This is a genomic window from Rhodopseudomonas sp. RCAM05734, assembly GCF_052658035.1.
The window spans coordinates 6,394,946-6,420,899 of sequence record NZ_CP199742.1; the positions used below are offsets into that span (position 1 = coordinate 6,394,946).

General features: G+C 63.3%; 23 protein-coding genes and 1 pseudogene. 4 read left to right on the plus strand and 20 right to left on the minus strand.

Annotated features, from left to right (window positions below):
• Positions 1–9: 9 nt before the first annotated feature.
• Genes ACUXVA_RS30215 through ACUXVA_RS30230 form a run of 4 tightly spaced genes read right to left on the minus strand, consistent with a single transcriptional unit; the run spans position 10 to position 5,026 of the window.
• Entirely contained in the window at positions 10–1,260 is a 1,251-nt protein-coding gene (locus ACUXVA_RS30215) for an ABC transporter substrate-binding protein (RefSeq protein WP_265082253.1), read from the minus strand.
• A 33-nt stretch (positions 1,261–1,293) separates the two neighbouring features.
• Positions 1,294–3,669: a xanthine dehydrogenase family protein molybdopterin-binding subunit gene (locus tag ACUXVA_RS30220; protein WP_445489930.1), complete on the minus strand. Its 2,376-nt coding sequence runs from the start codon at positions 3,667–3,669 to the stop codon at positions 1,294–1,296.
• Positions 3,666–4,169 (minus strand): (2Fe-2S)-binding protein, encoded by a 504-nt coding sequence (locus ACUXVA_RS30225; protein ID WP_265082251.1) that lies wholly within the window; start codon positions 4,167–4,169, stop codon positions 3,666–3,668. The genes ACUXVA_RS30220 and ACUXVA_RS30225 overlap by 4 nt, the downstream gene beginning before the upstream one ends.
• On the minus strand, positions 4,166–5,026 hold the full coding sequence (locus tag ACUXVA_RS30230; protein ID WP_265082250.1) for an FAD binding domain-containing protein: 861 nt from the start codon (positions 5,024–5,026) through the stop codon (positions 4,166–4,168). The genes ACUXVA_RS30225 and ACUXVA_RS30230 overlap by 4 nt, the downstream gene beginning before the upstream one ends.
• A gap of 203 nt (positions 5,027–5,229) precedes the next feature.
• Here ACUXVA_RS30230 and ACUXVA_RS30235 point away from each other — a divergent pair, with 203 nt between their 5' ends.
• Positions 5,230–5,853 carry a TetR/AcrR family transcriptional regulator gene (locus ACUXVA_RS30235; protein ID WP_265083597.1) on the plus strand — a complete coding sequence of 208 codons (624 nt, stop codon included), beginning with the start codon at positions 5,230–5,232 and terminating at the stop codon, positions 5,851–5,853.
• 189 nt (positions 5,854–6,042) lie between these two features.
• Here ACUXVA_RS30235 and ACUXVA_RS30240 read toward each other — a convergent pair whose 3' ends face one another.
• The gene (locus ACUXVA_RS30240; protein WP_445489932.1) at positions 6,043–8,214 is read right to left on the minus strand and encodes a PQQ-dependent dehydrogenase, methanol/ethanol family; all 2,172 of its coding nucleotides are present in this window, start codon (positions 8,212–8,214) and stop codon (positions 6,043–6,045) included.
• A 1,101-nt stretch (positions 8,215–9,315) separates the two neighbouring features.
• Here ACUXVA_RS30240 and ACUXVA_RS30245 point away from each other — a divergent pair.
• Together ACUXVA_RS30245 and ACUXVA_RS30250 are read left to right on the plus strand one after the other, a co-directional pair.
• Positions 9,316–10,302 carry a Bug family tripartite tricarboxylate transporter substrate binding protein gene (locus ACUXVA_RS30245; RefSeq protein ID WP_265082248.1) on the plus strand — a complete coding sequence of 329 codons (987 nt, stop codon included), beginning with the start codon at positions 9,316–9,318 and terminating at the stop codon, positions 10,300–10,302.
• A 360-nt stretch (positions 10,303–10,662) separates the two neighbouring features.
• Complete coding sequence (locus tag ACUXVA_RS30250) at positions 10,663–10,962, plus strand: hypothetical protein (RefSeq protein ID WP_265082247.1); 300 nt, start codon at positions 10,663–10,665, stop codon at positions 10,960–10,962.
• A gap of 539 nt (positions 10,963–11,501) precedes the next feature.
• Here the strand turns inward: ACUXVA_RS30250 and ACUXVA_RS30255 are convergent.
• The 15 genes and pseudogenes from ACUXVA_RS30255 to ACUXVA_RS30325 form a co-directional block, all read right to left on the minus strand.
• Positions 11,502–13,004 carry an aldehyde dehydrogenase gene (locus tag ACUXVA_RS30255; protein ID WP_445489935.1) on the minus strand — a complete coding sequence of 501 codons (1,503 nt, stop codon included), beginning with the start codon at positions 13,002–13,004 and terminating at the stop codon, positions 11,502–11,504.
• A 44-nt stretch (positions 13,005–13,048) separates the two neighbouring features.
• The gene (locus ACUXVA_RS30260; RefSeq protein ID WP_265082245.1) at positions 13,049–14,038 is read right to left on the minus strand and encodes an amidohydrolase family protein; all 990 of its coding nucleotides are present in this window, start codon (positions 14,036–14,038) and stop codon (positions 13,049–13,051) included.
• A gap of 12 nt (positions 14,039–14,050) precedes the next feature.
• Positions 14,051–15,439 (minus strand): amidase, encoded by a 1,389-nt coding sequence (locus tag ACUXVA_RS30265; RefSeq protein WP_445489937.1) that lies wholly within the window; start codon positions 15,437–15,439, stop codon positions 14,051–14,053.
• Positions 15,439–15,624, minus strand: a complete 186-nt coding sequence (locus tag ACUXVA_RS30270) for a hypothetical protein (RefSeq protein ID WP_445489939.1) — start codon at positions 15,622–15,624, stop codon at positions 15,439–15,441. Before ACUXVA_RS30270 ends, ACUXVA_RS30265 begins: the two co-directional genes overlap by 1 nt.
• Positions 15,625–15,631: 7 nt before the next feature.
• Complete coding sequence (locus tag ACUXVA_RS30275) at positions 15,632–16,336, minus strand: ABC transporter ATP-binding protein (protein ID WP_265082242.1); 705 nt, start codon at positions 16,334–16,336, stop codon at positions 15,632–15,634.
• Positions 16,329–17,084, minus strand: a complete 756-nt coding sequence (locus tag ACUXVA_RS30280; RefSeq protein ID WP_265082241.1) for an ABC transporter ATP-binding protein — start codon at positions 17,082–17,084, stop codon at positions 16,329–16,331. The genes ACUXVA_RS30275 and ACUXVA_RS30280 overlap by 8 nt, the downstream gene beginning before the upstream one ends.
• Before the next feature lie 188 nt (positions 17,085–17,272).
• The gene (locus tag ACUXVA_RS30285) at positions 17,273–18,556 is read right to left on the minus strand and encodes an ABC transporter substrate-binding protein (RefSeq protein WP_445489941.1); all 1,284 of its coding nucleotides are present in this window, start codon (positions 18,554–18,556) and stop codon (positions 17,273–17,275) included.
• Positions 18,557–18,559: 3 nt separating this feature from the next.
• On the minus strand, positions 18,560–19,528 hold the full coding sequence (locus ACUXVA_RS30290) for a branched-chain amino acid ABC transporter permease (RefSeq protein WP_265082239.1): 969 nt from the start codon (positions 19,526–19,528) through the stop codon (positions 18,560–18,562).
• Positions 19,525–19,857 (minus strand): ABC transporter permease subunit, encoded by a 333-nt coding sequence (locus ACUXVA_RS30295; protein ID WP_445493371.1) that lies wholly within the window; start codon positions 19,855–19,857, stop codon positions 19,525–19,527. Before ACUXVA_RS30295 ends, ACUXVA_RS30290 begins: the two co-directional genes overlap by 4 nt.
• Before the next feature lie 91 nt (positions 19,858–19,948).
• Positions 19,949–20,377 (minus strand): annotated as a pseudogene (locus tag ACUXVA_RS30300) (ABC transporter permease subunit); the annotation flags it as partial.
• Positions 20,378–20,380: 3 nt separating this feature from the next.
• Positions 20,381–21,271, minus strand: a complete 891-nt coding sequence (locus ACUXVA_RS30305) for a polysaccharide deacetylase family protein (RefSeq protein ID WP_265082237.1) — start codon at positions 21,269–21,271, stop codon at positions 20,381–20,383.
• A gap of 1 nt (position 21,272) precedes the next feature.
• Complete coding sequence (locus tag ACUXVA_RS30310; protein WP_265083596.1) at positions 21,273–21,959, minus strand: fumarylacetoacetate hydrolase family protein; 687 nt, start codon at positions 21,957–21,959, stop codon at positions 21,273–21,275.
• Between the two features lie 17 nt (positions 21,960–21,976).
• On the minus strand, positions 21,977–22,876 hold the full coding sequence (locus tag ACUXVA_RS30315) for a polysaccharide deacetylase family protein (RefSeq protein ID WP_265082236.1): 900 nt from the start codon (positions 22,874–22,876) through the stop codon (positions 21,977–21,979).
• A 34-nt stretch (positions 22,877–22,910) separates the two neighbouring features.
• Positions 22,911–23,543: a cysteine hydrolase family protein gene (locus ACUXVA_RS30320; protein WP_265082235.1), complete on the minus strand. Its 633-nt coding sequence runs from the start codon at positions 23,541–23,543 to the stop codon at positions 22,911–22,913.
• A gap of 2 nt (positions 23,544–23,545) precedes the next feature.
• Positions 23,546–24,787: an alpha/beta hydrolase family protein gene (locus ACUXVA_RS30325; RefSeq protein ID WP_265082234.1), complete on the minus strand. Its 1,242-nt coding sequence runs from the start codon at positions 24,785–24,787 to the stop codon at positions 23,546–23,548.
• A gap of 283 nt (positions 24,788–25,070) precedes the next feature.
• On the opposite strand from ACUXVA_RS30325, the gene ACUXVA_RS30330 reads away from it, so the two are divergent.
• The gene (locus ACUXVA_RS30330) at positions 25,071–25,724 is read left to right on the plus strand and encodes a GntR family transcriptional regulator (protein ID WP_265082233.1); all 654 of its coding nucleotides are present in this window, start codon (positions 25,071–25,073) and stop codon (positions 25,722–25,724) included.
• Positions 25,725–25,954: the final 230 nt, after the last annotated feature.

Sequence of the window (25,954 nt, forward strand, 5' to 3'; positions counted from 1 at the left end):
GATTTCCTGTCAGGCGGGGAAACCGAGTTCGGTGCAGCTCCGCAGAACCTCTTCCGAAGCCGGTTCGTTGGCGACGACCTGGAACAGATCCATGTCGCTCTTCATGTCAGCCTTCTTCTTCGATTCGAGCACCAGCACCGACTGGATCGACTGATGGTCGCACTTGCGATAGTACTGCGGCCCCTTGGCGACGTTGTATTTGAGGTCTTCCAGCGCCGCGATCACCTTGTCGGTCTCGGTGCCGCCCGCGGCCTGCATAGCCAGCAGCAGCGACGACAATCCGGTATAACCATAGGCGCCGTAGTCGGTCGGGATCGCGCCGCCATTGGCCGCGCGATAGGCATCGTTAAACGCTTTTGCCGACGGGATCTCGCTTTCCAGACCCCAATAGTAGTTGGCGCCGCCGACCACACCTTCGAACACCTCGGGTCCAACCGCCAGCCGCTGGTTGTGCAACAGGACGGGCACCACGATCTTCATCTGCTGCTTGAGGCCGAAATCGACCGCCTGCTTGATGGAATTGGCCTGGTCGCGGCCGAAATTGCTGATGCACAGGATGTCAGGCCGCATCGAGCGCAGACGCGGCATCAGCGTCGAATAGTCCGCCGCGCCGAACGGATGCAGGATCTCGCCGACATTCTCCGCGCCGATCGCGGCCTGCGCGCGCTTGAAGCCGCGCACCATCTCGTGGCCATAGGCATAGTCGGCCGAGAGATAGGCGACCTTGGTGCCCTTCTTGAACGTGTGCCGCGCCACGGCGCCCGCCGTCATGTGCGGATTGAGCGCTTCATGGAAGGTGAACTTGCTGGCGTCCTTGAGCTCGTTAATGGTGTCGGACTGGCTGATCGAGACGTAGATCACGCCGCGCGCACGGGTCACTTCGTTGACCGCGAGCTGCACGGCGCTCGACAGTGAGCCGACGATGGCGTGGACCTTGTCCTTTTCGATCAGCTCGAGCGTCCGCGTCGCGGCTTCGCCGCCGTTGAGCTTGTCGTCGCGCACCAGAAGTTCAATCTTGCGGCCATTGATGCCGCCCTTCTCGTTGAACTGCCTGACGGCAAGCTCGGCGCTTTTGACCTGATCCTTGGCTTCGGCTGCGAAGGGTCCAGTCAGCGGCGTCGGAAAGCCGATGCGGACGGTGTCGTCCGCGGCGCGTGCGACCCATGGCATTGCAAGAAAGCTTGCACCTGCGCCCAGCCCAGCCAGCGCACGACGCCGTGAAATTTTCTGCTGCGAGATATTCCGAATGACGTCTCTCATGACTTCCCTCCGTATGCGTTTTTGTTGGCTTTGTTAGATATGACCGAGTGCCTTCAGGATTCGTACGGGCGTCATGGGCACTTGCGCGAGCGACCCGCCGAACGGCGCCAGTGCGTCGTTCACCGCGTTCAGTGCCGCCGCCGATGCGGCAGCGGTTCCCGCTTCGCCAACGCCCTTGGCACCGAGTTGCGTGTCCATGGTCAACGTCTCGACGTGATCGATGACGATGTCCGGCATTTCCACCGCCATCGGCACCAGATAGTCCGCCAGCGAGCCGTTGATCGGCTGGCCGCTGTCGCCATAGAGACATTCCTCGAAAAAGGCGGCGCCAAGACCCTGGACGACGCCGCCGCGGATCTGCTCGTCCACCAGCATCGGGTTGATGACGCGGCCGCAATCCTCGACCACCCAGTGTTTGAGGATCCTGACGAAACCGGTCTCCGCATCGAGCTCGACGAGGCAGCCTTGAATGCCATTGGTGAAGGCGAACGGATAGCCCTCGGGCGCGTAATGATGCGCGACCGAAAGCTGCGCCTGGGTGCCGGGCGGCAGCGTATCGGAACGGAAATAGGCGATGCGGGCGAGCTCCGCGAGCTCGATACGCGGCTGCGCCGTTGCCGCATCGACCACCCAGCCGTTCTGCAGGTCGAGCCGCTCCGGCTGCTCCTGCAGGATGACGGCGGCAACCGACAGCACATTTTCCTTCAGCTTCCGGGCCGTCCGCAACGCGGTTTCGCCACCGATGCCGGCGCCGCGGCAGGCCCAGGTCGCACCGCCGTGCGGCGTCGTCTCGGTATCGCCGGTGATCACCTTGACGCGCGCGCGGTCGACGCCGAGATGCTCGGCGACGATCTGGCCGATGATCGTTTCGGTGCCCTGCCCCAGCTCGGTGACAGAGATCGCGCAATGCACGTCTCCCGACGGCGTGATCTTCAGAAACGCGCCGTCCTGGGCGGAAATCCGCGCACCACCGACGCCGTAAAACGCCGGACCCGGGTTGGTGATCTCGACGAAGCTCGCGATGCCGATGCCGCGATGAATCCCACGCGCCCGCAACTCGACCTGTTCGGCGCGCAGCCTGTCGTAATCCATCAGCGATCGCAGCTTCGCGAGACAGGCGTGATGCGACAGCGCCTCGAACTTGTAGCCGGTCGGCGACGCGCAGGGATAGGCATCGTCCGGAATAAGGTTTTGGGCACGGACGTCGAACACGTCCCGCGATGTCCTGGCTGCGACCAAATCCACCAGCCGCTCGGTGACCGTGCAGGCGATGGGATGACCGACCGCCCGGTACTGACTCATCTGCACCTTGTTTTGGAACACCACCTGTAGATCGGCACGATAGTTCTGGAAGCCGTAAGGCGCACCCATCAGGCGAAAAACCTGATTGCCTTCCACGACGCTGGTGCGCGGATAGGCCGAAAACGCGCCGATGCCGGTCACATCCTCGACATCCATCGCCACAATCATGCCATCGGCATCCGCCGCCATACGGGCGCGGACGCGGTGGTCGCGGGCGTGAATATCCGATACGAAGGATTCCATGCGGTCGGCGACATATTTTACGGGACGGCCCAGCATGATGCTGATGCCGACCACCGCCATGTCCTCGTGATAGACGTGCAGCTTCATGCCGAACGAACCGCCGATATCCGGCGCGATCACCCGTACGCAGGCTTCCGGAATGCCGTAATGGCGCGCGTAGAGGTCCTGGAACTGGTACGGCGTTTGCGTCGCGTGGTGCACCGTCAGTCGCGGCTCGCTGGCATCGTAGTCAGCGATGATGGCGCGCGGCTCCATCGTCACCGCGGTGTGGCGTCCGAAATGGAACTCACCCTCGACGACGTGCGCAGCGCTGGCGAAAATCTCGTCCACGCCGCCGGTATCGATGGTGGCATGAAAGCAGACGTTGTCGCCAAGCTCCGGCGAGATCACCGGCGATCCAGGAGCCCGCGCCGCATCGAGATCGACGATCGCCTCTAGCTCCTCGAATTCGATGGAGACCACTTCTGCGGCATCCTCGGCCAGCGCGCGCGTATCGGCGACGATGGCAACCACGGCCTGGCCGGACCACACCACCTTGTCGATCGGGAGCGGCAGTTGCGGTGGCGACTTCATGCCCTTGAAATGATCGAGCGTGCCGACCCAGGGCGTGCAAAGCCGCGCGAGATCCTCGCCCGTAGCAATCAGCCGCACGCCGGGCATCGCTTTGGCAGCTTCGGTGTCGATGGAAACAACACGGGCATGAGCGTAGGGGCTGCGCACGAACGCCGCATGCAGCATGCGCGGTAGCACGATGTCCGTGACGTAGCGACCGCGGCCGGCGAGCAGCCGCTTGGCATTGGGACGAGGGACCGAGCGGCCGATATAGGAGTTCGGGCGATCAAGCGGGCTCAACGGAGCATTCATGCGCCAGCCTCCTCGGTCTGCCGGCTTTCGGCGCGGCGCAGCGCCACGACTTCGATCGCGTCGACGATCGCTTCATAGCCGGTGCAGCGACAGTAATTGCCCGACAGCGCATCGCGGATCGCGTCGCGCGACGGCACGCCGGGCAGCGACAGCAGGCCGTGCGCAGTCATCAGGATGCCGGAGGTACAGAACCCGCACTGCAGGGCGTTGCGTTCATGAAAGGCTTCCTGCAAGTCGGCAATTACCGAGCGATCGCTCAATCCCTCGATGGTCTCGATGGCCGAGCCATCGGCCTGTACCGCAAACATCAGGCAGGAATGCACCACGCGACCGTCCACCAGCACAAGGCAGGCGCCGCATGCGCCCATCTCGCAGCCGGTGTGCGTGCCGGTGAGTTCGAGCCCCTGGCGCAGAAAATCGGCCAGCGTCTCGCGCGGCGCGACGCCGCACGAAACGGCCTCGCCGTTCACCGTCATCTTGATCGCGGCGAGATCGGTCATGACGCCACCATCAGTCTTCCGAGCAACCGCCCGAGCAGCACGCGCGCCAGATGCAACCGGGCAGCTGCCGGCGTGTGTTCGTCGTCGGGCGGCGACAGGTCGCCGGCGAGCGCGGCCTGGGCTTCGACGATACCCGTCTGGTCGAGGTCGCGGCCGGTCAAAAGGCCTTCGACCTTTGCTGCCCGCATCGGCGTGTTGCCCACCGAGAAAAACGCAACCCTCATCGACTCGACGCGAGGTCCGCTGAACTCGGCGAGCAGTCCTGATCCGACGATGGCGTAATCGCCGCGGCGACGCGCGAGTTCATCGAACGCCCAGCGATGGCGGGGACCGACAACGGGAACGTGAATGGCGACCAGCAGTTCGCCCGGCTCGATGGCGGTCTGGAACAGGTCGATGAAGAAATCATCGGCCGCCACGCGGCGATTGCCGTCGCGGCCGGCGATTTCAAGTTCGGCGCCCATCGCCAGCATCATCGCGGGAAATTCCGACGCAGGATCCGCCAGCGCAACGCTGCCGCCGAGCGTGCCCTTGTTGCGGATCGCCGGATGCGCCACGAACGGCGCGGCCTCGCGCAGCAGCGGCGCATGCCGGGCGATCAGGGGATCGGTCAGCGCCTCGCAATGCCGGGTCAGCGCGCCCATGCGAAGCCAATCGCCTTGAAGCTCGACGCCACGCATGGATTCGATATGGGCGACGTCGATCAGCAATTCCGGCGCCTGCAGCCGCAACGCCAGCGCGGGCACCAGACTCTGGCCACCAGCGATATAGCTCGCATCCGCGCCGGACGTCGCGAATGTCTCCAGCGCCTCCGCCACCGTGGCGGGACGCGCGTAGCTGAACGCTCGAGCCTTCAAGATAAATTCTCCAGGGCCGTCCCACTCACCCAGATTTGTAACCAACTGGTCTGAAATCTAGATCACGCGTCGAAACCGGAGTCAACGGGTTGCGACCATTTGGTCATTTTCTAGCGCTACGCTATCAACGTAGGGGAACAGCGGAGCAATGCAGGACGTCGATGGCGAAAAAAGCCGCAAAAACAAAGGCACCGCGGCGCAACATGCGGGCCGCAGACCGCGAGCGATTAATTGTCGACGAAGCTATCCGCTTTTTTGCGGAACACGGCTTCGAAGGACAGACGCGCGAACTCGCCAAACGGATGGGCATCACGCACTCGGCGATCTACCGCCACTTCCCGAGCAAGGAGGCGCTGATCGAACGGGTCTATGAAGAGGTCTATCTTAGCCGGTGGGACACTTCGTGGGGTGCACTGATCAAGAACCGCAGCATGTCCGTCGAGCAGCGCCTGACGCAGTTCTATCTCGAATATGTCGAACGCGTTTTCGAGTACGACTGGGTGAGAATTTTCGTGTTCTCGGGCTTGAAGTCGTTCGATATCACCGGGCGCTATCTTGAGATCGTCCGCAAGGAGATCATCGAACCAGCCTGCCACGAGCTGCGAAGCGAACTGCGGCTGCCCGGTAGTTCAACTATTCCGCTGTCGGAGCGCGAAGTCGAGATGTACTGGGGATTGCACGGCCGGATCTTCTACATGGCCATCCGGCGGTTCGTGTACGGCACCCCGACCCCCGGACGGCTCGACGATATCGTCCATGATGCCGTCAGGGGCTTCATTGCCGGCTCACGCGTTCTGCTGCCGGACATAATTCCGGCCGGCAAATGACCAGCGGCGTTGCGCCGCATGTGCGGCCAATCCGCGTCGCGATTGCGGGCGCGAACGAGTGTGGGGTGACGCCCGATCGTGAAGAGAACCTGTCTGGACCGAAGCTAGTCAATCCGGTCCGGATAATTCTCAACTTTCGCGATTTCGTCGAGGCGGCTCCTCAAGAATGCCCCCTCCCCGGCGTGACGACTACTTGGGCCGGATGGCGTCGGCGGTGCCCTGGATGAAGGCCTGGATCTTCACCACATCCTTGTCGGTCAGCTTGCCGGTGAAATCCGGCATGCCCCTGTCGCGGAACGGGCCCTTGAAAACAATGCCCTTCAGGTTGGCAATGGTTTCAGTCGGCAAATAGCCCAGGTTCGGAACGTTGCCGCCTTTGTCGACGCCCGGGACGCCGTGGCAGGTGGCGCAGGCTGCGACATAGATCGCGGTGCCTTCGGCGACGTCGGCGGGGTCATATTTCACGCCCTTGAGCAGTCCCTCGGTCTGGTACTTCACGAAGGCCGGCAGCGGTGCTTTGCCGTCGACGGCAAAGGTGTAGACGGTGCCCGGGCTCTGCAACTCGGTGGCGCGTTGCGAGATCCCGAACACGCCGCCCCAGCCGACTGCGATGGACACATATTGCTTGCCGTCGATCAGATAGGTCGATGCCGCGGCGACGACGCCGGTGCCGGTCGGCGACTCCCATAGCTTGTCGCCGTTAGCGGCATTATAGGCGATGAAGCGGCCGTCGGCGGTGCCCTGAAACACCAGGTTGCCGGCGGTGGTGAGCGTGCCGCCGTTCCACGGCGCCACATATTCGGCGCGCCACGCCTCCTTCTGCTTCACCGGATCCCACGCGATGAGGCGCCCGAAAGCCGGAGCCTTGGGCGGCGTGGCATTGAGCATGAAGCCGACATTCCAGCCGGTGGTGCCGCCGAACTTGCCGGGCGTCGGCGCATTCTGGGCAAAGGTCTTTTCTGGCGTGAGGTTCACCGGCACGTTCTGCGCCGGCAGATAGACCAGCCCGGTCTGCGGATTGAACGACATGGGATGCCAGTTATGCGCACCGTAGGGGCCGGGAACAGCGTCATAGGGCGCATCGCCGCGCGCCGCCGCAACCTCGATCGGCCGGCCGTTGGCATCGTAGCCGGTGGCCCAGTTCACATCGACGAAGTTTTTGGCCGAGATGAACTTGCCGTTGGTCCGGTCGACGACGAAGAAGAAACCGTTCTTGGGCGCATGCAGGATGACCTTGCGGGGCGCGCCGTCGATGGTGATATCGGCGAGAATCATCGGCTGGGTCGAGGTGTAGTCCCAGTTGTCGCCCGGCGTTTCCTGATAGTGCCAGACGTATTTTCCGGTGTCGGCATTCAGCGCCACCAGCGAGGCGAGATACAGGTTGTCGCCGCCGTCGGGGCTGCGCACGTTCCTGTTCCAGGGCGAGCCGTTGCCGGTGCCGATATAGACCAGATTGAGCTCGGGATCGTAAGTCATGGTGTCCCACGGCGTGCCGCCGCCGCCATTGAGCCAGTACTTGCCGGCCGGATCCCAGGTCTTGGCCGCCGCGGCCATCGACTCGTCTTCGAACGGCTTGGCCGGATCGCCGGGAACGGTGAACCAGCGCCACGCCTGGCTGCCCGTCTCGGCATCGTAAGCCGTGACATAGCCGCGCGCGCCGTATTCCGCGCCGCCCTGGCCGATGATGACCTTGCCGTTGAACACGCGCGGCGCGCCAGTGATGGTGTAGGAATGATCGTGATCGATCAGCGTGTCCTTTTCCCACACCTTCTGCCCGGTGACCGCATCGAGCGCGATCAGCCGCCCGTCATAGGCGGCGACTAACACCTTGCCCTTGTAAAGGGCGACGCCGCGGTTGACGACGTCGCAGCAACCCTTGTAGCCCTTCTCGCGATCCACGCCGGGATCGAACGTCCAGATATTCTTGCCGGTGCGCGCATCGATGGCGTGCACCACGCTCCATGACGCGGTCTGATACATGATGCCGTCGACCACCACGGGAGTCGCCTCGACGCCGCGCGACGATCCCAGACTGTAGCTCCAGACCAGCCCCAGCTTCTTGACGTTATCGACGTTGATCTGGTTGAGCTTGCTGAAACGCGTTTCCGCATAGTCCAGACCGATGGTCGGCCAATCCTGCGAGGTCGCCGTGTTAGCCTTGATCGACGCACCATCGACCGCGGAGGTCACCGCCTTGATGTGATCGGCAGAGCCCTTTGCTGCGCTCTGGGCAAATGCAGTGCCGGCAGAAACCGTGAGGCTGAGCGCCAGCGTGATCGACGCCACACGCGCCAGTGAAGAAAGACAAAGGGTTTCGGAGGAATGACCACGCACAGAATCGGGGCGTCGCAAACGAGCCATTAATATTCCTCCCAAATGATCTCTAGCGGATCTGCCGATATCGTATGCGAAAGAAAATCGTCGGGTCAATCGAATACCGATTGCGACATGCGGAGGAGAAAGCAGACACAAATGCCGCGCGCCGAATGCGACAATGCCGATATCGACCGTACGACATCACATGGACTCGCATGTCGTCAGTTTCGATGCAGCACAGGCATCGTGATTTTTGGTTCGGGATCATGTCCCGCAGCATGCGGGACAATTTCCCGCCAACTTGAATGATGCGCCAGGCCGGCGCGGGTGTGTAGTTGATCGAGTGCAACGCTGGCGACGTCTTCGGCCTCGACGACCGGGCATTGCAACGACAGGCCGCGCGAGACAGCCTCGTGTTGCGATCGCTGCTGGCCTGACATCAGGCTGAGCGCACGCGCGCGATGCGAATGTCAAACAGCCACGCTTGCGCATTCTCGCGGCGCATGATGCGTCCGAGGTGTGAGCAGTTCTCCCCTCGAACCCATGAGGGGAGGCGGCGCGCCCACAGGCGCGGGGGTGGTGGTTGGGACGCGATCCATCTCGCGATGGAATCGCGGCGCCTGTGGACGCGCCACCGCGGGATTTAAGGCTGGGGGACCGTGCTTCCGGGACAGCTTCCAACGGGATTTCCCCGCCTTCCCCTGTCCGCGTCCAGCCGACAGATTGCGGCAGAGCCCCGTAGTGGGCCCGGACGGTGACGTCCAGCCTCCCGGGGCGCACTTGCGAGGCGCGCGCGCGGGACACCGCATCCTGCTCCGCTACCAAGACGCCTCATGACAGCGCCCCCTCGCGAACAAGACGAATAGCCCATAGCCCTAAATAGGATTATTGTCAATACACCATCCGCAAAACCGGGGCGGCGGACGCGGCGGCATCGCTTCGGACGGCCAATAGATGCTTTTGCTCGCAGCCGCCAGCACGGCAGTAGCAATCCACCACGCCGGTTCTCACCTTTGCAATCCGGTTCCATTGCCGAAAACCGGCGCAGATCGCATCTATCTGTGTCTCCCCGCAGCGTCGGCGAGCGCCGCATCTCTCAATATGAAGCGCGCAGCCGACGACGCGATGTCACAAAGGATTGCTGCCGTGCGCCCTGCCCCGTTGCTTCGTTTCGCCGCCGCCGCCGTCACCGCGGCCTCCCTTCTGCTGAGCACTGGCGGCGCCTTCGCCGCGGCATGGCCGAGCCGCACCATCAAGCTGATCGTGCCGTTTCCGCCGGGCGGCGCGGCGGACGCGACCGCGCGCATCTATGCCGACAAGCTCGGCGAGGCGCTGCAGCAGACCGTGGTGATCGAGAACAAGCCCGGCGCCGGCACCGCCATCGCCGCCGACTACGTCGCCCATGCCGAGCCCGACGGCTACACTTTGTCGCTGGCGCCGACGGGCCAGCTCGCCATCCTGCCGCATATCAACAAGGAGATTACCTACGATCCGTTCACCAGCTTCGTGCCGGTGTCGAATCTGGCGGCCGTGGCCTATGTGCTGGCGGCGAGCCCCGACGCGCCGTTCGCGAGCGCCCGCGAGCTGATCGCCGCCGCGCGAACCGCGCCGGGCAAATTCACCTATTCGTCGTGCGGCCCGGGCACCTTGTGCCACCTCAGCGGCGAGCTGTTCGAGGGCCAGACCGGCACCGAGCTCTTGCACGTGCCGTTCAAGGGTAGCGCGCAGGCGGTCAACGCGCTCCTGGGCAACGTGGTCAACCTGTCCTTCGACACGGTCACCGTGCTGGCGCCGCAGATCCGCGACGGTAAGGTCAAGGGCCTTCTGGTGACCAGCCGCGAGCGTTCGCCGCAGCTGCCGGACGTGCCGACCGCCGCCGAGGCCGGCGTCGCCGACTACGTCATCGATTCCTGGTTCGGCCTGGTCGCGCCGAAGGGCACGCCGCCGGAGATCGTGGCACGCCTCAACGCCGAAGTGGTCCGCATCGGCGCCCTGCCCGACGTCCGCGCCCGGCTGGAAGCGCAGGGCCTCAGCGTCACCACCTCGACCCCCGACGCCTTCGCGGCGACAATCCGGGCGGACTACGATCGCTGGGGCAAGGTGGTGAGGAACGCGGGCATCAAGGCGTTCTGAGGCGCAGGTTGATGGCGGATGAGATGGGCCTTGCCGAGGGATCGGCAGGGCCTTTTTCGTGTGGGATGGGGCGGCGTGGACATTGACCTGTCGTTCTCCGTGCGAGACGGACCGCATGCGCTGTTGGCAGCCCCCCCGACGTTTGACGAGAGAGCAGGGCTGATTGGGGCGCCTGATGGTCGACGGCAAAGCCGCCGAAAAGCCGCGCAGCCGGCTCCACATTCAAGTGCGTTTTGGGCGACCGGCGTGAATTCATCGCGGGCCAGACCGCATTGCGCCGCAATGCTGTTGCGGCCCATGCGGCGGTGCGTGTTAGGCTATAACGGGGCGCGGCCCGGGAAGGGCCATGGGGGGCGAGCGTTGTTCGACGGTTTCTACAAGTGTGAGTACGGCGTGGGCGACGTGTTCAGTCGCAGCGTGATGTATTGCGCCGACGGCAAGATGCTGGGCGGCAATTCCGCGTTCGCGCACACCGGCACCTATCAGGAAAGGGCGGACGGCGAGGTCTCCGCCGTGATCACCGGGAAACGTCACAACTTCGACCCCGGCATCCGCACGCTGTATGGCTCCGACACCAGCAGGCTGAGCATGCGGGGCCGCGGCGAGAACAATGTCTATCGCTTCGAGGGCGGCTCCTTGAGGGCGCTATCGGTCAGATGAAGGCCGTCCTGCGCGGCTCAGAGGATAACGCGATTGCGACGTTCGGCGTTGAGCCTTGCAGCCTACGCGTCTAGCTTAGCGGGCATCCAGAAGCAGAAAGACACGGCTCCGAAAGTCGGCCGGAACGTCGGTGTTTGCCGATACTTCGACGGACCTTGATCTCCCGGGCTCGAGGTACGGACCGTGACGTCGCCTCGTCCGCCCTGACGTGCGGTCGCTTCTCCAGAAATTCATCGGCCGGACAGCGGCTTCATCGTAAGGATCGCCATCGTCGTTCGTGCCATTGCCGCCAGGTTGAAGCAGCAGGGCTTCTATATTGGCGATGGCTGCTTTGCGCGGCGGGTTCAACCAATCGCTGCAACGCAAAGGCCCGGAATTCTCGATGCACCCTCAGGAAAATTTATCCCAAGTCGATTTCGCTGAAATAGATTATCAGATAGCATTGGTAAGCGATGATACATCCCAGAAATAATTGAATAACCAGCATCGAAGCGCAGACTTACGAACTAGCATGTCCGATTTCCCTTCTCGCAATACTTCTAGCTGTAGCGCTTCTCTTTGCCGTCTTCGGCGTACCAGTCGAACGGCTCATCCGATAGGTTGACGATGACGTTCTGGATCTGGGTGTATTCCTCATAAGCGACAATGCCGTTCTCGCGTCCGATGCCGCTCATCTTGAAGCCGCCCCAAGGCGAGCACGGATCGATACGGTGGTGATCGTTGATCCAGACAATGCCGCTCTGAAGCTGGTGCGCAACCCGGTGAGCACGGGTGACATCGCGCGTCCAGATCGAGGTGGCGAGGCCGAATTCGGTGCCATTCGCAATCGTGATGGCTTCGTCCTCGGTATCAAACGGGATGACACACACCACCGGACCAAAAATCTCCTCCTGAGCGATGCGCATGTTCGGCGTCACATGGGTAAAGATCGTCGGCTGGTGAAAATAGCCATTTTTGAATGGCCTACCTTCCGGCCGCTTGCCGCCGGCCGCGAGCGTGGCGCCTTCCTCCAGGCCGATCTTCACATAACGCTCGGTGAGATCGCGCTGCCGGGCGGACACGAGCGGCCCCATCTGGGTCGCCATGTCCTGCGGATCGCCGATATGGATCGCATTGGTGCGCTTCACCAACTCGGCCACCACTGCATCATGCACCGAACGCTGCACGAGAAGACGCGCGCCTTGCACGCAGGTCTGGCCGCTGGCGATAAAGGACGCGAACAATGCCGCGGCAACGCCGCGTTCGATCGGTGTATCGTCGAACAAGATCACCGCAGCCTTGCCGCCAAGCTCGGCCGACACTTTTGTTAAATTGGCACCGGCGAGCGATGCGACCATCTTTCCGGTCTCGGTGCCGCCGGTAAGATCAATTTTCCTGATGCGCTTGCTGGTGGTCAACGCCTTGCCTGCGGTCGCGCCATACCCCGGGACTACATTGTAGACGCCATCGGGCACGCCAGCTTCCTTGAAGATGTCGCCGAGCAGGAGCGGCGTGATCGGCGCCAGCTCGCTTGGCTTTACGACCATCGTATTTCCTGCCGCCATGGACGGCGCGATCTTCTTGGTCAGGATCAGCAATGGGTGATTCCACGGCGTCACATGGCCGACCACGCCGAGCGGGACACGGCGCGTATAGTTCAAGAATTTCCCGCCGAATGGCGGCACCGTGTCCTCGTGCGTGCGCGCGAGTGCGCCGAAATAGCGAAACCACTCCGGCAAACGGCCGAGCTGCGCGCTCATCTCGCGCCGAGCGCGACCGATCTGATCCACCTCGATGGTGACCAGTTCCGGCAGCTTCGCCGCCAGCAATTCGCCGGCACGATGCATGATATCGCCACGTACGGCGCCGGGCGTTGCCGCCCAGATCTTCGCTGCCTCTTCTGCGGCGTCTATTGCCCGATCGATATCCGCCTCATCGCCTTCCGCGACATCCGCCAGATGGCTTCCGTCCTTCGGATTCTCGACACGAATGACGCGTCCCGTGGAGGCCGATCGAAACTTTCCGCCGATATAGAGCCCATAGGGCTTGCCATCATTCATCATGCGTTATCCTTCCACGCGAACGGTCTCGACTGGGCGCGCTCAATTCACTTGATGCGAAACAGCCTGCTCGCATTGCCGAACAGAACTTTCTCACGGTCCGCATCTGACAGATTCGCTTCCCGCACGAGGCGGACCGGATCTTGGTCGCCCATGTCGAACGGATAGTCCGATCCCATCATGACCCGATCAACGCCGACCGTGGCAATGAGCTGATCGATCAAGCTCGGCGAGAACACGCAGGTGTCGAACCACAGCCGCTTCAGATAGGTCGACGGCGCGTCGGCGGTGAGCTTGCGGACTTCGGGGCGGACCTTCCAGGCATGGTCCATGCGCGCGCTGTAGAAGGGAAAATAGCCGCCGCCATGGGCGATCACGACGTCGAGGTCGGGATGCCGGTCCATGACGCCGCCCATGATGAGATGTGCGATAGCGATCGTCTCTTCCACTGGCTGGCCAACGCTGTTGACCATGAAGAAGTGGCTGAGGCGCTGACCCTGGGAGAAGCCAAGCGGATGAATGAATAACGGCACGCGCAGCTTGACGAGACGTGCATAAAGTGGATCCAGCGCCGCATCTGAAAGCTCGATATCCTCGACACGGGTATCGATCTGGAACCCGCGCAGACCGAGCGTTTCGACAGCATGGACTGCTTCCGCGATCGCGCGCTCCGGAAAGCGCATCGGCAGTGTGCCCATGCCGACGAAATGCGCGGGATCCTGAGCCACCAGCGCGGCGATGTCCTCGTTCTGCACGCGTGACAGCGCGACCAGCAGTTCCTCATCAGCCCAGTAGTTTTGCTGTGCTGGCGCCGGCGCAATCACCTGAATATCGACGCCCATTTTCGCCATCATCTCGCGGCGCTTGGTGATATCTAGCATCAGGCCCGGCAGGATCTTGCCCTGCTCCGCATCGGTCTCGCGGCTCGCCGGCGACATGTCGCGGCGATAGGGATTGTCCATCGGATCGTATTTTCCGGCCACGAGCGGCTCGACGCGCTTGCTGAGGGCGTGTGTATGCATGTCGATGATGGGCATGAAACGTCTCTTCTAGTTAAGTTCGGCTGCGGCCGGCATCCGTTGATGCCAATCGGTTTGGCCTTGATAGGCGTGCGCGGCGCGTAGCAACGCGGCCTCGCTATAAGGGCGGCCGACAAGTTGGAAGGCGATAGGCAGCCCGATAGGATCGAAGCCGCAGGGCACAGAGGCGGCCGGCAGGCCGAGATAGTTGATGCCGCGGGTGCAATGCGTGAGCTGGCCGATCACCCGCGCCACGTCGGCGGGGTCGCCCTCGGTGGTCGCGGCAATGCTCGGCACCGGAATCGAGATCGCCGGCAGCAGCGCCAGATCGGCTGCGCCGATGCACGAGGCGATCCAACCTTGCGTGATCTGCGCGCGCAGCGACAGCGCCTCGACATAGCGCGTGGCGGGATACAGCAACCCCGGCTCGATGCGGGCGCGGACCTGATCGGCATAATCCTGCGGCCGCTCGATCAGCCAGCGGCGATGGATCGTCGCAGCCTCGACGCTCATCAACACCTGCATCAGCGCATTGACCAGCGCCATATCCGGCGGCGCGGTCTCGATGGTGGTGGCGCCGAGTTCTCGCAGCGTCACGACCGCCTGCTCCAGCCGCACGGCGATCACCGGATCGAGCAGTTCGCGGTAGTAGCCACCGGGAATCGCGATGGTCATGCCGCAGATGTCGCCGCTGAAATGCGATTCATAGTCGCGGCCTGATATCACCGACAACAGCCGCGCCGAATCGCGCGCGGTGCGGGTCAGCGGTCCCGTGCAATCCAACGATGCCGACAGCGGCATCACGCCGTCGGTGGGCACCAGGCCCCAGGTCGGCTTCAATCCGACCAGACCGCACATGGCGCCGGGATGGCGCAGAGAGCCGCCGGTGTCGGTGCCGAGCGAGCCGGTGACCAGGCGCGCGGCGACCGCCACGCCGGAGCCCGACGACGAGCCGCCGGGCACGTGGTCCGGATTCCACGGATTGAGCGCGTGGCCGTTGTGTTCGTTGTAGCCGGTCGGGCTCATGGCGAATTCGGCGAGTTGCAGCCGGCCGAGATCAAGCGCGCCGGAGGCATCGAGGCGATCGATCACCGTCGCCGTGACATCGGCACGAAAACCGGCGCGGATCTTGGAGCCGCCGGCGGACAGATCGCCGGCGCGGTAGAACAGGTCCTTGTGCGCCAATGGCACGCCGTGCAGCGGCGGCAGCAGCACGACGCCCGTGGCGCGCAATTTGTCGGCGGCTTCGGCGGCTTCGAGCGCACGGGCGCTGTCGAGGCGAACCACGGCGTTGAGCTTGCGGCCGACGGTGTCGAGCCGGTCCAGCGCCACCGTGGTGGCGGCCACCGAGGTGATATCGCCCTTGGCAAGGGCGTGGGACAGCGCGCAGAGATCGAGTTCGGCAATCGCGTGGGACATCAGGCCTTGTCCGTTGCGGAAAGCCATAGCGGCATCGCATAGGGCGACGAACCGAACGGCAACGCGACGTCGGCGACGCGGCGGTTGGTATCCTTTACCAAAGCGGCGATGCGCGGCACGCGCGTCGCCGCATCCACTGCAAAATTCAGGTCGGCGGCCACTTGCCGCAACAGGTCTTCGCTCATAATGTCCTCACTGCACGCCGAGCCGCTGGAACAGCAGGTCGGTTTGCTGGCTCAGGTCTTTGGCATCGCCCTGATGCACCACCTGGCCGGTTTCAAGAATGTAGACGCGGTCGGCCACCGCCAGCGCGCTGTAGAGGTTCTGTTCGACCAGCAGGATCGACAGTCCCTCGCGCTTAAGATCGAGAATGATCTCCTCGAGATGCTGCACCATCACTGGCGCCAGGCCTTCCGACGGCTCGTCCATCAGGATCAGTTCAGGATCGATCATCAGCGCGCGGCCGACCGCGAGCATGCCGCGCTCGCCGCCGGACAATTGCCCGCCGCGGTGATGGCGGCGCTCGGCCAGCCGCGGAAAGATTCCGAACACCCGGTCGACGGTCCAGCCGTCCTTTGCCCGGGCACTCTTCAGCATGGTGAGATGTTCGGTGACCGTTAGCGACGGAAACAGCCGGCGCCCCTGCGGCACGATGGCGATTTTTCGCGACGCAATGTCATGCGGCTTGAGGCCGACCAGACTGTCGCCGCGCCATGTGATCGAGCCGGAACGGATTTGCGGCGGCACCAGCCCCATGATCGAGCGGATCAACGTGGTCTTGCCCATGCCGTTGCGGCCGAGCAATGCGACGATCTCGCCGGCCTTGACGTCGAGCGAGACGCCGCGCACCACAACCGCCTCGCCATAGCCGCTGTGCAGATCCCTGACCTCAAGCATGACGCGGCTTCCCGAGATAGACTTCCTGTACCTGCTTGTTGCGGCGGATGCCGTCGGGCGCTTCCTCGACCAGGACGCGGCCCTCGAACATGCAGGTGACGTGGTCGACGAGACCCAGCGCGAGGTCCATGTCGTGTTCGATCAGCACCACGGTAATGTCGCGATCCAGACCGCGGATGATCTCGGCAACCATGGAGCGCTCCGACGGCGACAGCCCGGCGGCCGGCTCGTCGAGCAGCAGCAGCATCGGCGTGGTGACCAGCGCGATGGCGATCTCGAGCTGGCGCTGCTCGCCGTAGGACATTTCTTTTACGATGACATCGGCGCGCGCGCCGATCCGCGCCGCATGCAAGGCGGTGTCGATCCGCTGCGCTTCCGCAGCGTCGGTGTCCGGCTTGCCGAACAGCGCAAATTTTCGCGGTGACAGGCCACGCAGCGCCAGAACCATGTTGTCGCGCACGGTGAGGGTCGGAAACAGGTTGGTAATCTGGAAGGTGCGGGAGATTCCGAGCCGGGCGCGGCGATGCGGCGGCAGCCTTGTCACCGCATGACCGTCGAACATGATTTTTCCCGACGTCGGCGGCACCGCGCCGGCGATGGCATTGAACAGGGTAGTCTTGCCGGCGCCGTTCGGCCCGATGATGGCGCGGCGCTGGCCGCGCGGCACGGTCAGGCTGACGCCATCGACCGCGCGCAAAGCGTCGAAGGCGACGACCACATCGGTCAGGGTGAGGATCGGTTCGGACAAGGAGGATTCCAGTTGATGTTGGTAGTCAGTGGCACACTCAAACTCAACAACGAACGTCGTAGGCCCCCTCCCCCCACCGGGGAGAGGGATGGGGTGAGGGTGCGCCACAAACTCTGTACGCGCCAAGCCCCCTCACCCGGATCGCTGCGCGATTCGACCTCTCCCCAACGGGAGGGGTGAAGAAGCCATCAAGCCTTCTTGATGCCCTGGAAGGTGCGCGAATAGGGCGGCTGCTTCATGTAGGTCTCCGGATCGTACTTCCAGAACTGGCCGACCGCCGGATAGGTCTGGATCGGCACATTCCAGAATTTTCCGTCGGCGCGCTTGACGACCTTGCGGATGTAGACGTCGTAGATCGGGTTGCCGTAAGCGTCGAACTTGACCGTCTTGCCCAGGGGCGAATCGTCGAGCTGGGTCTTCAGCACAGTATCGATGAACATGTCGCGGTCCTCGACCTTGCCGCCGATCTTCTTCAGCGCGGCGTCGATCCACATCATGCCGGAATACATCGAGAACCCGTACAGCGACGGAATCTTGCCGTACTTCGCTTCGTATTCCTTCTCGAATTTAACCGTCACCGGGTTGTCCGAACCCTCGGCGAACTGCGCCGCCGAGATGATGCCTTCGCATTCTTCGCCCATGGTGCGGATCACCGACTGGTCCGTGCCGTTCATAGACATCAGCAGCGGCGTCTTCTCTTTCAGACCGAACGAAGCGTACTGCTTGATCAGGCGGGTGGAGTCAGCACCGGTCTCCATGGCGAAGATGGCATCCACCTTGAGCTCGGCGAGCTGACCGAGATACGGGCTGAAGTCCGCGGTATTCAGCGGATGCCAGAACTGCTGCACGATTTCGCCGCCGCCTTCGGTAAACACCTGGGCAAGGCCGCCGCACTGTTCGTGACCGAAGGTGTAGTCCTGGCTTATGGTGGCGATCCGCTTGTAGCCCTGCTTCAGGCACCAGTCGCCGAACGGATGGGTGAAGGCGCTGGCGGTGTAGCCGGCGACGCGGATCACGTTCTTGATGCGGGCGCGCTGGGTCAGGTCATCGGCGGCGATGATCGGAATGAAGTACGGCGTACCGGTGCCCTTAACGTAGTTGGCCACTGCAAGGCCGGTATTGGCGAGAAGGTCGCCGATCAGCATGTCGCATTTGGCCTGCTCGACCAAACGGCGGGCCTTCTGCAAGGCGGTATCGGGATTCGACGCATCATCTTCGATGATCAATTCGACCTTGCGGCCGCCCATCTCGTTCTTGACCTGCTCGAGATAGAACTGCACGCCTTCGACCATCTCCTTGCCGCCGGATGCAACGACACCGGTTAGCGGCGCCAGCAGGCCGATCTTGATCGGCGCCGCCTGGGCCGAGGCTGAGCGCCAGGGTGCGGCGCCGACGCCGGTCGCCGCGAGCACAGCGGTGGTGGTCTTCAGAAATTGCCTGCGGTCCATCTCGATGTCCTTTCGTGACAACATTGACTAGCGCACCTTGCGCGACAGCATGCCGCGCAGCTTGCCTGTGATGCCCTCGGGGGCGAAGATCATGATGAGGACGAAGGTGATGCCGAGCACCATCTGCCAGCGCTCGGTATAGGCGCTGACGACGTTTTCCAATGCGATGATGGCTGCGGCGCCGACGAAGGCGCCGAACAAGGTGCCGACGCCGCCGGCGATCATCATCAGCACGCCTTCGACGGACTGCGCCAGCGCAACCGTCGACGGGCTGACGAAATTGTTGAACATCGCGTACAGCGCCCCGGCCACGCCGGCGAAGAAGCCCGACACCGTGAAGCCGATGAACAGGTGCAGCGGCACGTTATAGCCGAGGCTGCGCATCCGGCTTTCGCTGTCGCGGATGCCGCGCAGGGTGAGGCCGAACGGCGAGTGCACGAACCGCCACATGGCGAACGACACGATGGCCGCACCGGCCAGCACCGCCCAGTAAAACGCATTGTGGCTCAGCAGCATGGCCGGGCGGACGTCAGCGCGCATGCCGTTTTCGCCTCCGGTCACCGGTGTCCAGCGCACGCAGACGCCCCACACGATCATGCCCAGCGCCAAAGTCAGCAGCAGAAAGTAGACGCCGGAGGTTCGCACCGCGAGCAGCGCGAACACCGAAGCGACCGCGGTGGCCGCCAGCACGCCGCACGCAAAGGCCGCCGCAGGCGACAGTCCCAGCTTGGCTGTGCTATAGACGACGACATAAGTAGACACGCCGAAGATAGCGCCGTGTCCCAGCGAGGTGCGGCCGGCGAAACCGGCGAGAATGTCGATCGACATCGCGAGCATGCCGAAGATCAGCACTTCGGTGGCGAGGCCAACCTGATAATTTGACAGCGGCAGCGGCAGACAGGCCGCAACCACCATGACCAGACCGGCAACGATGGCGGCGCGGCCGCTCATGCCGGCGATGCGCGAGGGTTCGGAAACGATAGGAGTCATGGTCATGTGGCACGTCCGAACAGGCCGAGCGGACGGAAGGCGAGCAGTATCGCCATCGGCCCGAAGATGACGAAGTAAGCGAGCTCGGGAAACATCACCTGGCCGAGCGTGTTGAGCAGGCCGACCAGGAGGCTGCCAACGGCGACGCCGACCAGGCTGCCGCGACCGCCGATGATCACCACCGCGAGGCTGAAGGTGAGAATTTCCGCATCCGCCGAAGGATACAGCGACAGGAAGGCGCCGCCCATCAAGCCGCCGAGGCCGGCCAAAGCGGAGCCGAACAGAAAGGTGAACAGGAAGACGCGCTGGATGTTGACGCCGGAGGCCTCCACCATCTCGGCATCGTCGACGCCGGCGCGAGATCAGCGCGCCGAGCCTTGTGCGGTTGAGCAGTAGCCACAGGCCGGCAAACACGAAGATGCCCATGCCGAGCACGAACAGCCGATAGATCGGATAGTATGTGCCGAACACCTTGGTGCCACCGCGCAAGATGGCGGGGATCGGCACCGTAAAGCTGTCGCCGCCCCAGATCACCAGCGACAGATCATTGAGGAAGAACGCGACGCCGAGCGTCAGCAGCACCTGCCGCAACTCGTTGCCGCGGACAAAGCGCAGCAGGCCCTGGTCGAGGACCAATCCGATCGCAGCGATCGCCGCCATAGCACCGACGCCGCCGAGCACGAAGCTGCCGGTCTTCGTCGCCACTGTAAAGCCGACATAACCGCCGAACAGATACAGTGCGCCGTGCGCCAGGTTGACGATCCGCAACAGCCCGAAGATCAGCGTAAAGCCGCTCGCCACCACGAACAGCAACGCAGCAAAGGTCAGGCCGCTGAGGATTTGAAAGATGCTCACTGTCTATGGCGCCCCGGTAGGTGCTTTGGGTCCGACCTCAAGATACCAGTCGAGAATTTGCTCGCCGGTCATGAACGCCACATCCGGCTTCTGCTGGATGGTCTCGAAGATGCGACGAAAGTGTTTCAGGCGATGTGGCGCCCCCATGATGTAGGGATGCACAACCAGTGCCATGATCCGGGCGGAGTCGGCCGAATCGTCATAAATCTGCTCGAACTGGTCGATTGCCCGGTCGTAATATTCCGACGCCTTGTGATGCTGAATCAGCATCATGGCGACGTCGTTGCATTCCTGGGTGTAGGGCACGTTGACGATCGGGGTCGTTGTCGTCTCCAGCCACACCGGCTGGTCGTCCAGCACCCAGTCGCAGACATACTCGTAACCTTCCTGCTTCAGCAGGTCCGGCGTGTTCCAGCTTTCGGTGAGGCCGGGTCCGAGCCAGCCACGCGGGCGCCTGCCGGTGGCGGCTTCGATGACATCGGCGGTCTTGCGGATGTCGTCCTGCTCGTTCTCCACCTTCTGCATGTTGCGCTGGGTAAAGCCGTGGCCAATGAATTCCCAGTTGCGCTCCTTTGCGGCGTCCGCAATCTCAGGATAAGCCGCAATGGCCGCGCCGTTGATCGCCAGCGCCGCCGGGATTTTATAGTCGTCGAACACTTTCAGCATGCGCCAGAAGCCGACGCGGTTGCCGTATTCGTGCCAGGCCCAGTTTGGAATGTCGGGCATCGGCGAGCCGCCGGCGGGCGGCGTCAGCACCGTGCGCGGCATGGTCTGGTTGATGTCCCATTCCTCGACATTGACGATCACCCACACCGCCATGCGCTTGCCGTCCGGCAGCTTGATCGGCGGGCGGGTCACGATCGGCGAATAGGTAATGCGTTCGGTCGGCAGCATGTCAGGCTTCCCGCTCGGTGATGCTGATGGTCAGCGACGGCAGGCCCTCGATGCGGGCGTCGATGACGTCGCCAGGCACAACGGGGCCCACGCCGGCGGGCGTGCCGGTGTAGATCAGGTCGCCCGGATGCAAGGTCATCTGCTGCGACAGCTGCGCCACGATCTCCGGAACGCTCCAGATCATCTGGCCGATGTCGCCGCGCTGCTTCTCGACGCCGTTGACCGACAAAATGATGGCGCAACCTTTGAAATAGCGGGCATCGCGCGCCGGCACGATCGGCCCGCACGGCGCGGAGGCGTCGAAGCTCTTGCCCATTTCCCACGGCCATTTGCGGTCGCGCGATTCATACTGGCGGTCGCGGCGGGTCAGGTCGATGCCGACGGCGTAGCCCCAGATGTGATCGAGCGCCTGCTTGACCGGGATGTTCTTGCCGCTGCTTCCGATCGCGATCACCAGCTCGACCTCGAATTGCAGATCGTCGGTGAACGGCGGATAGGGCACGCGCGCGCCGTCATGAACGACAGCATCGCGCGGCTTCTGGAAGAAGAACGGCGGATCGCGCTCGTCGGCTTCGCCCATCTCGCGGATGTGGTCGAGATAGTTGCGGCCGACGCAATAGACACGCCGCACCGGGAACATGCCGCCGCCGACCACCGGGACTGCGGTGACCGGGATAGAAGACGGCATGCGGGGGAGGGTGGCGTTCACTTGTTCTTGTCCATCTCGGCCTTCTGGCCATTGTACCAGTCGAGGATCTGCTCGCCGTTCCAGTGCACGACGCCTTCGTGGCCGTTGAAATAGTCGTACAGTTCTTCGAGATATTTGATGCGGAACGGCTGGCCGGAAATGTAGGGATGAATCGCCAGCGACACGACCTTCGGGCGGTCCTCGCTCTCCTGGTACAGTCGGTCAAACATGTCGATCGCCCGCTTCTTGAAGTGATCGTTCTCGTGGTGCTGCACCATCATCATCGGAATGTCGTTCAGCTCCACCGTGTAGGGCAGCGTCACCAGCGGCCCCTTGGCGGTATTGATGGTGGTCGGCTCGTCGTCATAGACCCAGTCGCCGATATATTTGACGCCGGCCTCTGCGAGGTATTCCGGGGTGTCGAGCGTCTGCGTCAGGCCGGGCCCGAGCCAGCCGACCGGGCGCTTGCCGGTGAACTTCTCGATGACGTCCATCGAACGCGCAATCATCGCCTGCTGGTCCGGCTCCTTGTGGATCGGTCCCTGCTCATAGGCGTGGCCCATGAATTCCCAGCCGGCGTCCTTGGCTTCCTGCGCGACGCGAGGATAATCCTCGCAGACGCGGGCGTTGATCGACAGCGTCGGCTTGATGCCCTGCTTCTTGTAGAGATCGAAAAAGCGCCAGACGCCGACCCGCATGCCGTATTCGTGCCAGCTCCAGTTGGCGACGTCGGGCAGCAGCACGGCGCCGGTGGGCGCCGGAATGACCTGGCGCGCCATCGGCTTGGAAATGTCCCAGACCTCGAGATTGACGATGGTCCAGATGACGATCTTGGCGCCACCGGGCAGCTTCATCTTCGGTCGGTCGACGATCGCCGAATAGTCGGAGCGCTCGCGCGGCTGCATGGGACCGGTCATGGCTGGCCTTTCAGGTTGTGAATGCGGTGAAGTTTCATGCGGCAAGCCCGTCAAGCTTAATCACCGCGTCGGTGTCCATCACGAAGCCAAAGGCGGTGCGGATGCAGGCGAGGCCCGCTTCGTGCATCGCTGGGCCGTCCATGCTGTCGACGCAGTCCTCGACGACGATCACCGAATAATCTCGGACATTGGCAGAGGTCGTGGTCGCTAGCACGCAGGAATTGGTGTTCACGCCGGTAATCAGCAGCGTGTTGATACCGTGCGATTTCAGCAGGAAATCGAGGTCGGAGCCGAGGAAGCAGTCGTAGCGCTTCTTGGTGGAGACGATGAAGTCCCGCGGATCCAGTAGATCGGGCATCACCGTGCAGCCGGGGCCGCCGATGATGTTGTGCCGCATCACGTTCTTGCGGGTCGCATTGGGATCTTCCGCGCGGGTGCGCCAGAATGGGTTGGCGCGGATCTCCGCTTCGTCGCGGTACGACGTGACCTGATGGATCACAGGGATGCCGACACTCCGGCACCAGTCGAACAACCGCTTGTTGGCGGCAATGATCCGCGTCGCCACGTCCGGTGTGGTCGGCATGGTGGCGACGGTCATGTCGAGATGGCCGCGATGCAGGTCGATCGCAACGACAGCGGCCTTGATGGTGTCGACGCCGAGATTCATCGTTACACCAGCGGGTTGAAGGAGGTCTTCAGCAACGCACGCTGATCGATACCGAACTTGTCGGCGAGCCAGTCGGCCAGCACTTCCTGGCCGATGGTCGGGTTGTCGTGCTGGCAATGCTCGGCGCCGGTCTCGTCGGGCTGCAGCACGCGGAGCGTCGCATCGACTCCGCTGGCGATCGCATGGTCATAGGTCGAGCGTGCCGCAGTGACGGTCAGCACGTCGTGGCCGCCATGCAGCACCAGATACGGCGCCTTCATGTGTTCGAGATGCCCTTCCAGCGTGAACGGCTTCATCAGCACGTGGGCTTCCTTCATGGTCTTGGCGCCAAACACCCAGCGGATGTGCATCGCGAGCCCGAAATCGTCGCCCTTCTGGCCCCACATGTCGTGCACCGACCACACCGCGCCGTGCGAAATCACGGCCGCCAGGCGATGCTCGTAACAACCGGCGCGCGCGGCGTAGAAGCCGCCCATGCTGGAGCCGCAGACGCCGATCTTCGAAGCGTCGACGTCGTCGCGCTGCTCCAGCCAGTCGATGCACTTGCCGACCGGAACTTCGGAATCGACGCGCGTGGCAAGGCCATGGCGGCGCAGCGTGCCGCCCTGGCCGGGCAGATCCACCATCAGTACCGAGATGCCGCGCTGCAGGCAGCCGTGCGCCTGCATGAACCACATCTCGTCCTTGATGGAATCCAGCCCGCCCATGCAGATCAACACCGGCAGCTTCTTGCCAGGGAACGGGGCGCGGATGAAATAGCCGCAGATCGGCTTGCCATCCTCGTAGGGGATATCGACGACTTCACCGGGCGGATTGAGATAGGAGATGAACTTGTGCGAGCAGGCTTCCATCTTCTCGAAGGTCGGCAGCCGGCGGGCATCGTCCGGTTCGAGGTGGAATTCGGCCTGGCGATAGTAGTCCGCAGCCCGGAGGAAGCAGTTCATGGCGGTCCGGATATGGCCGAGCTTTTCCTCGGCCAGACCGCGCTGCCAGTTGCTGTCGGCAATCACCATCCACTCCGCGTGCCAGCTTTCGAGATCGCCCGGGATCATGCGCGATCCGGCCAGCAGCACCTCGCTGACGGCGCCGCCGCCTTCCTGGGTCTCACCGAGGCCGCGACGGAACTGATAGGCGAGCCAGGGATGCTCAGGCCAGTGATGCCAACCGAACGGCTCGTAGTGCGGGCCGCGATCCGAGGTGATCTCCTCGATGGCGTTTTCGCTGATTGGTTTCGCTGCCGCCATGGATCACCTTCGTCGTCATTGACGGCCGTATCATCCTCCAACAGCGCCGTGAGTCAACGACAATTACATACACTTGTTCATCTGCATATCATTTCCGCGCCTTGCCGCATTAATGAGCGGCCGGAATATCGAGCGAATTAGCCAACTATTTTGTTGATGTCAGCGACGCTTGGCCGCACACTTCGTAAGTGTATTCACTTGGGAGCGCCGGATGGTCATAGAGCCTGAACCGATCGATCTCCACCCCCTCGCTGTGGCCCGATCCGGCAACCGATCATTGTCGGTGACAGAGCAGATCCGTGAGGCGATCCTCGACGGGGCGGTCAGCGCCGGCGAGCGCATCAACGAGGTCCGCTTCAGCAAGACGCTGGCGGTGTCGCGCACCCCGGTGCGGGCGGCGTTGCAGGCGCTGGCCGGCGAAGGCCTGCTCGACTACGCGCCCAACCGGGGTTTCACGGTGCGCGAATTCCCGCTCGATGCCATCGTCGACGCCTATGAGATCCGCGCCTCGCTGGAAGGCGTCGCCGCGCGCTTTGCCGCCGAGCGTGGTTTGTCCGCTGAAGAGCGCGCCGTCATCGAACGGAGCCTGATAGCCGGCGATGCGTTGCTGGCGCCGGGCCACTTCGAGGCCGGCGCCATCACCGTCTACCGCGGCATCAATGGCGATTTTCATGACACGCTGCTGGGGGCAGCGCGCAACCGCATGCTCGCCGAGATGATCCGGATCTGCCACCACGTGCCGATGTCGTCGAGCCGCAACATCGTCGCCTTCGAACACCGCGACGTCCGCCGCCGCCATGACGATCACCACCGCATCTTCGAGGCCATCCTGGCGCGGGAGCCCTACCGCGCCGAAATCCTGATGCGCGAACACGTATCCGGGGTGCGAGCTTCTCTCGTCAAGTCGCTAACTGACCAAGCTCAAAAAGGTGAATAGGCGAAAATATGTCCGCTTCGCGCCAGGAGCGGTCGGTCGAGGAAAGCCGCTCAGTATTCTGGCTGCCGCTCCGTGCAATAATGGTCAGTTGCCGCTCCGAACATGCGCCCGCCCGCACCCAGTAAGTCGATGAACGCTATCTTTTCGCACGATCAGGCCTGCGGCATCGCAGCGAGAAGAGGCGGAGCCGCTAAGTCTGCTATTCGAGTCAGCGCGACTACAGATGCAGA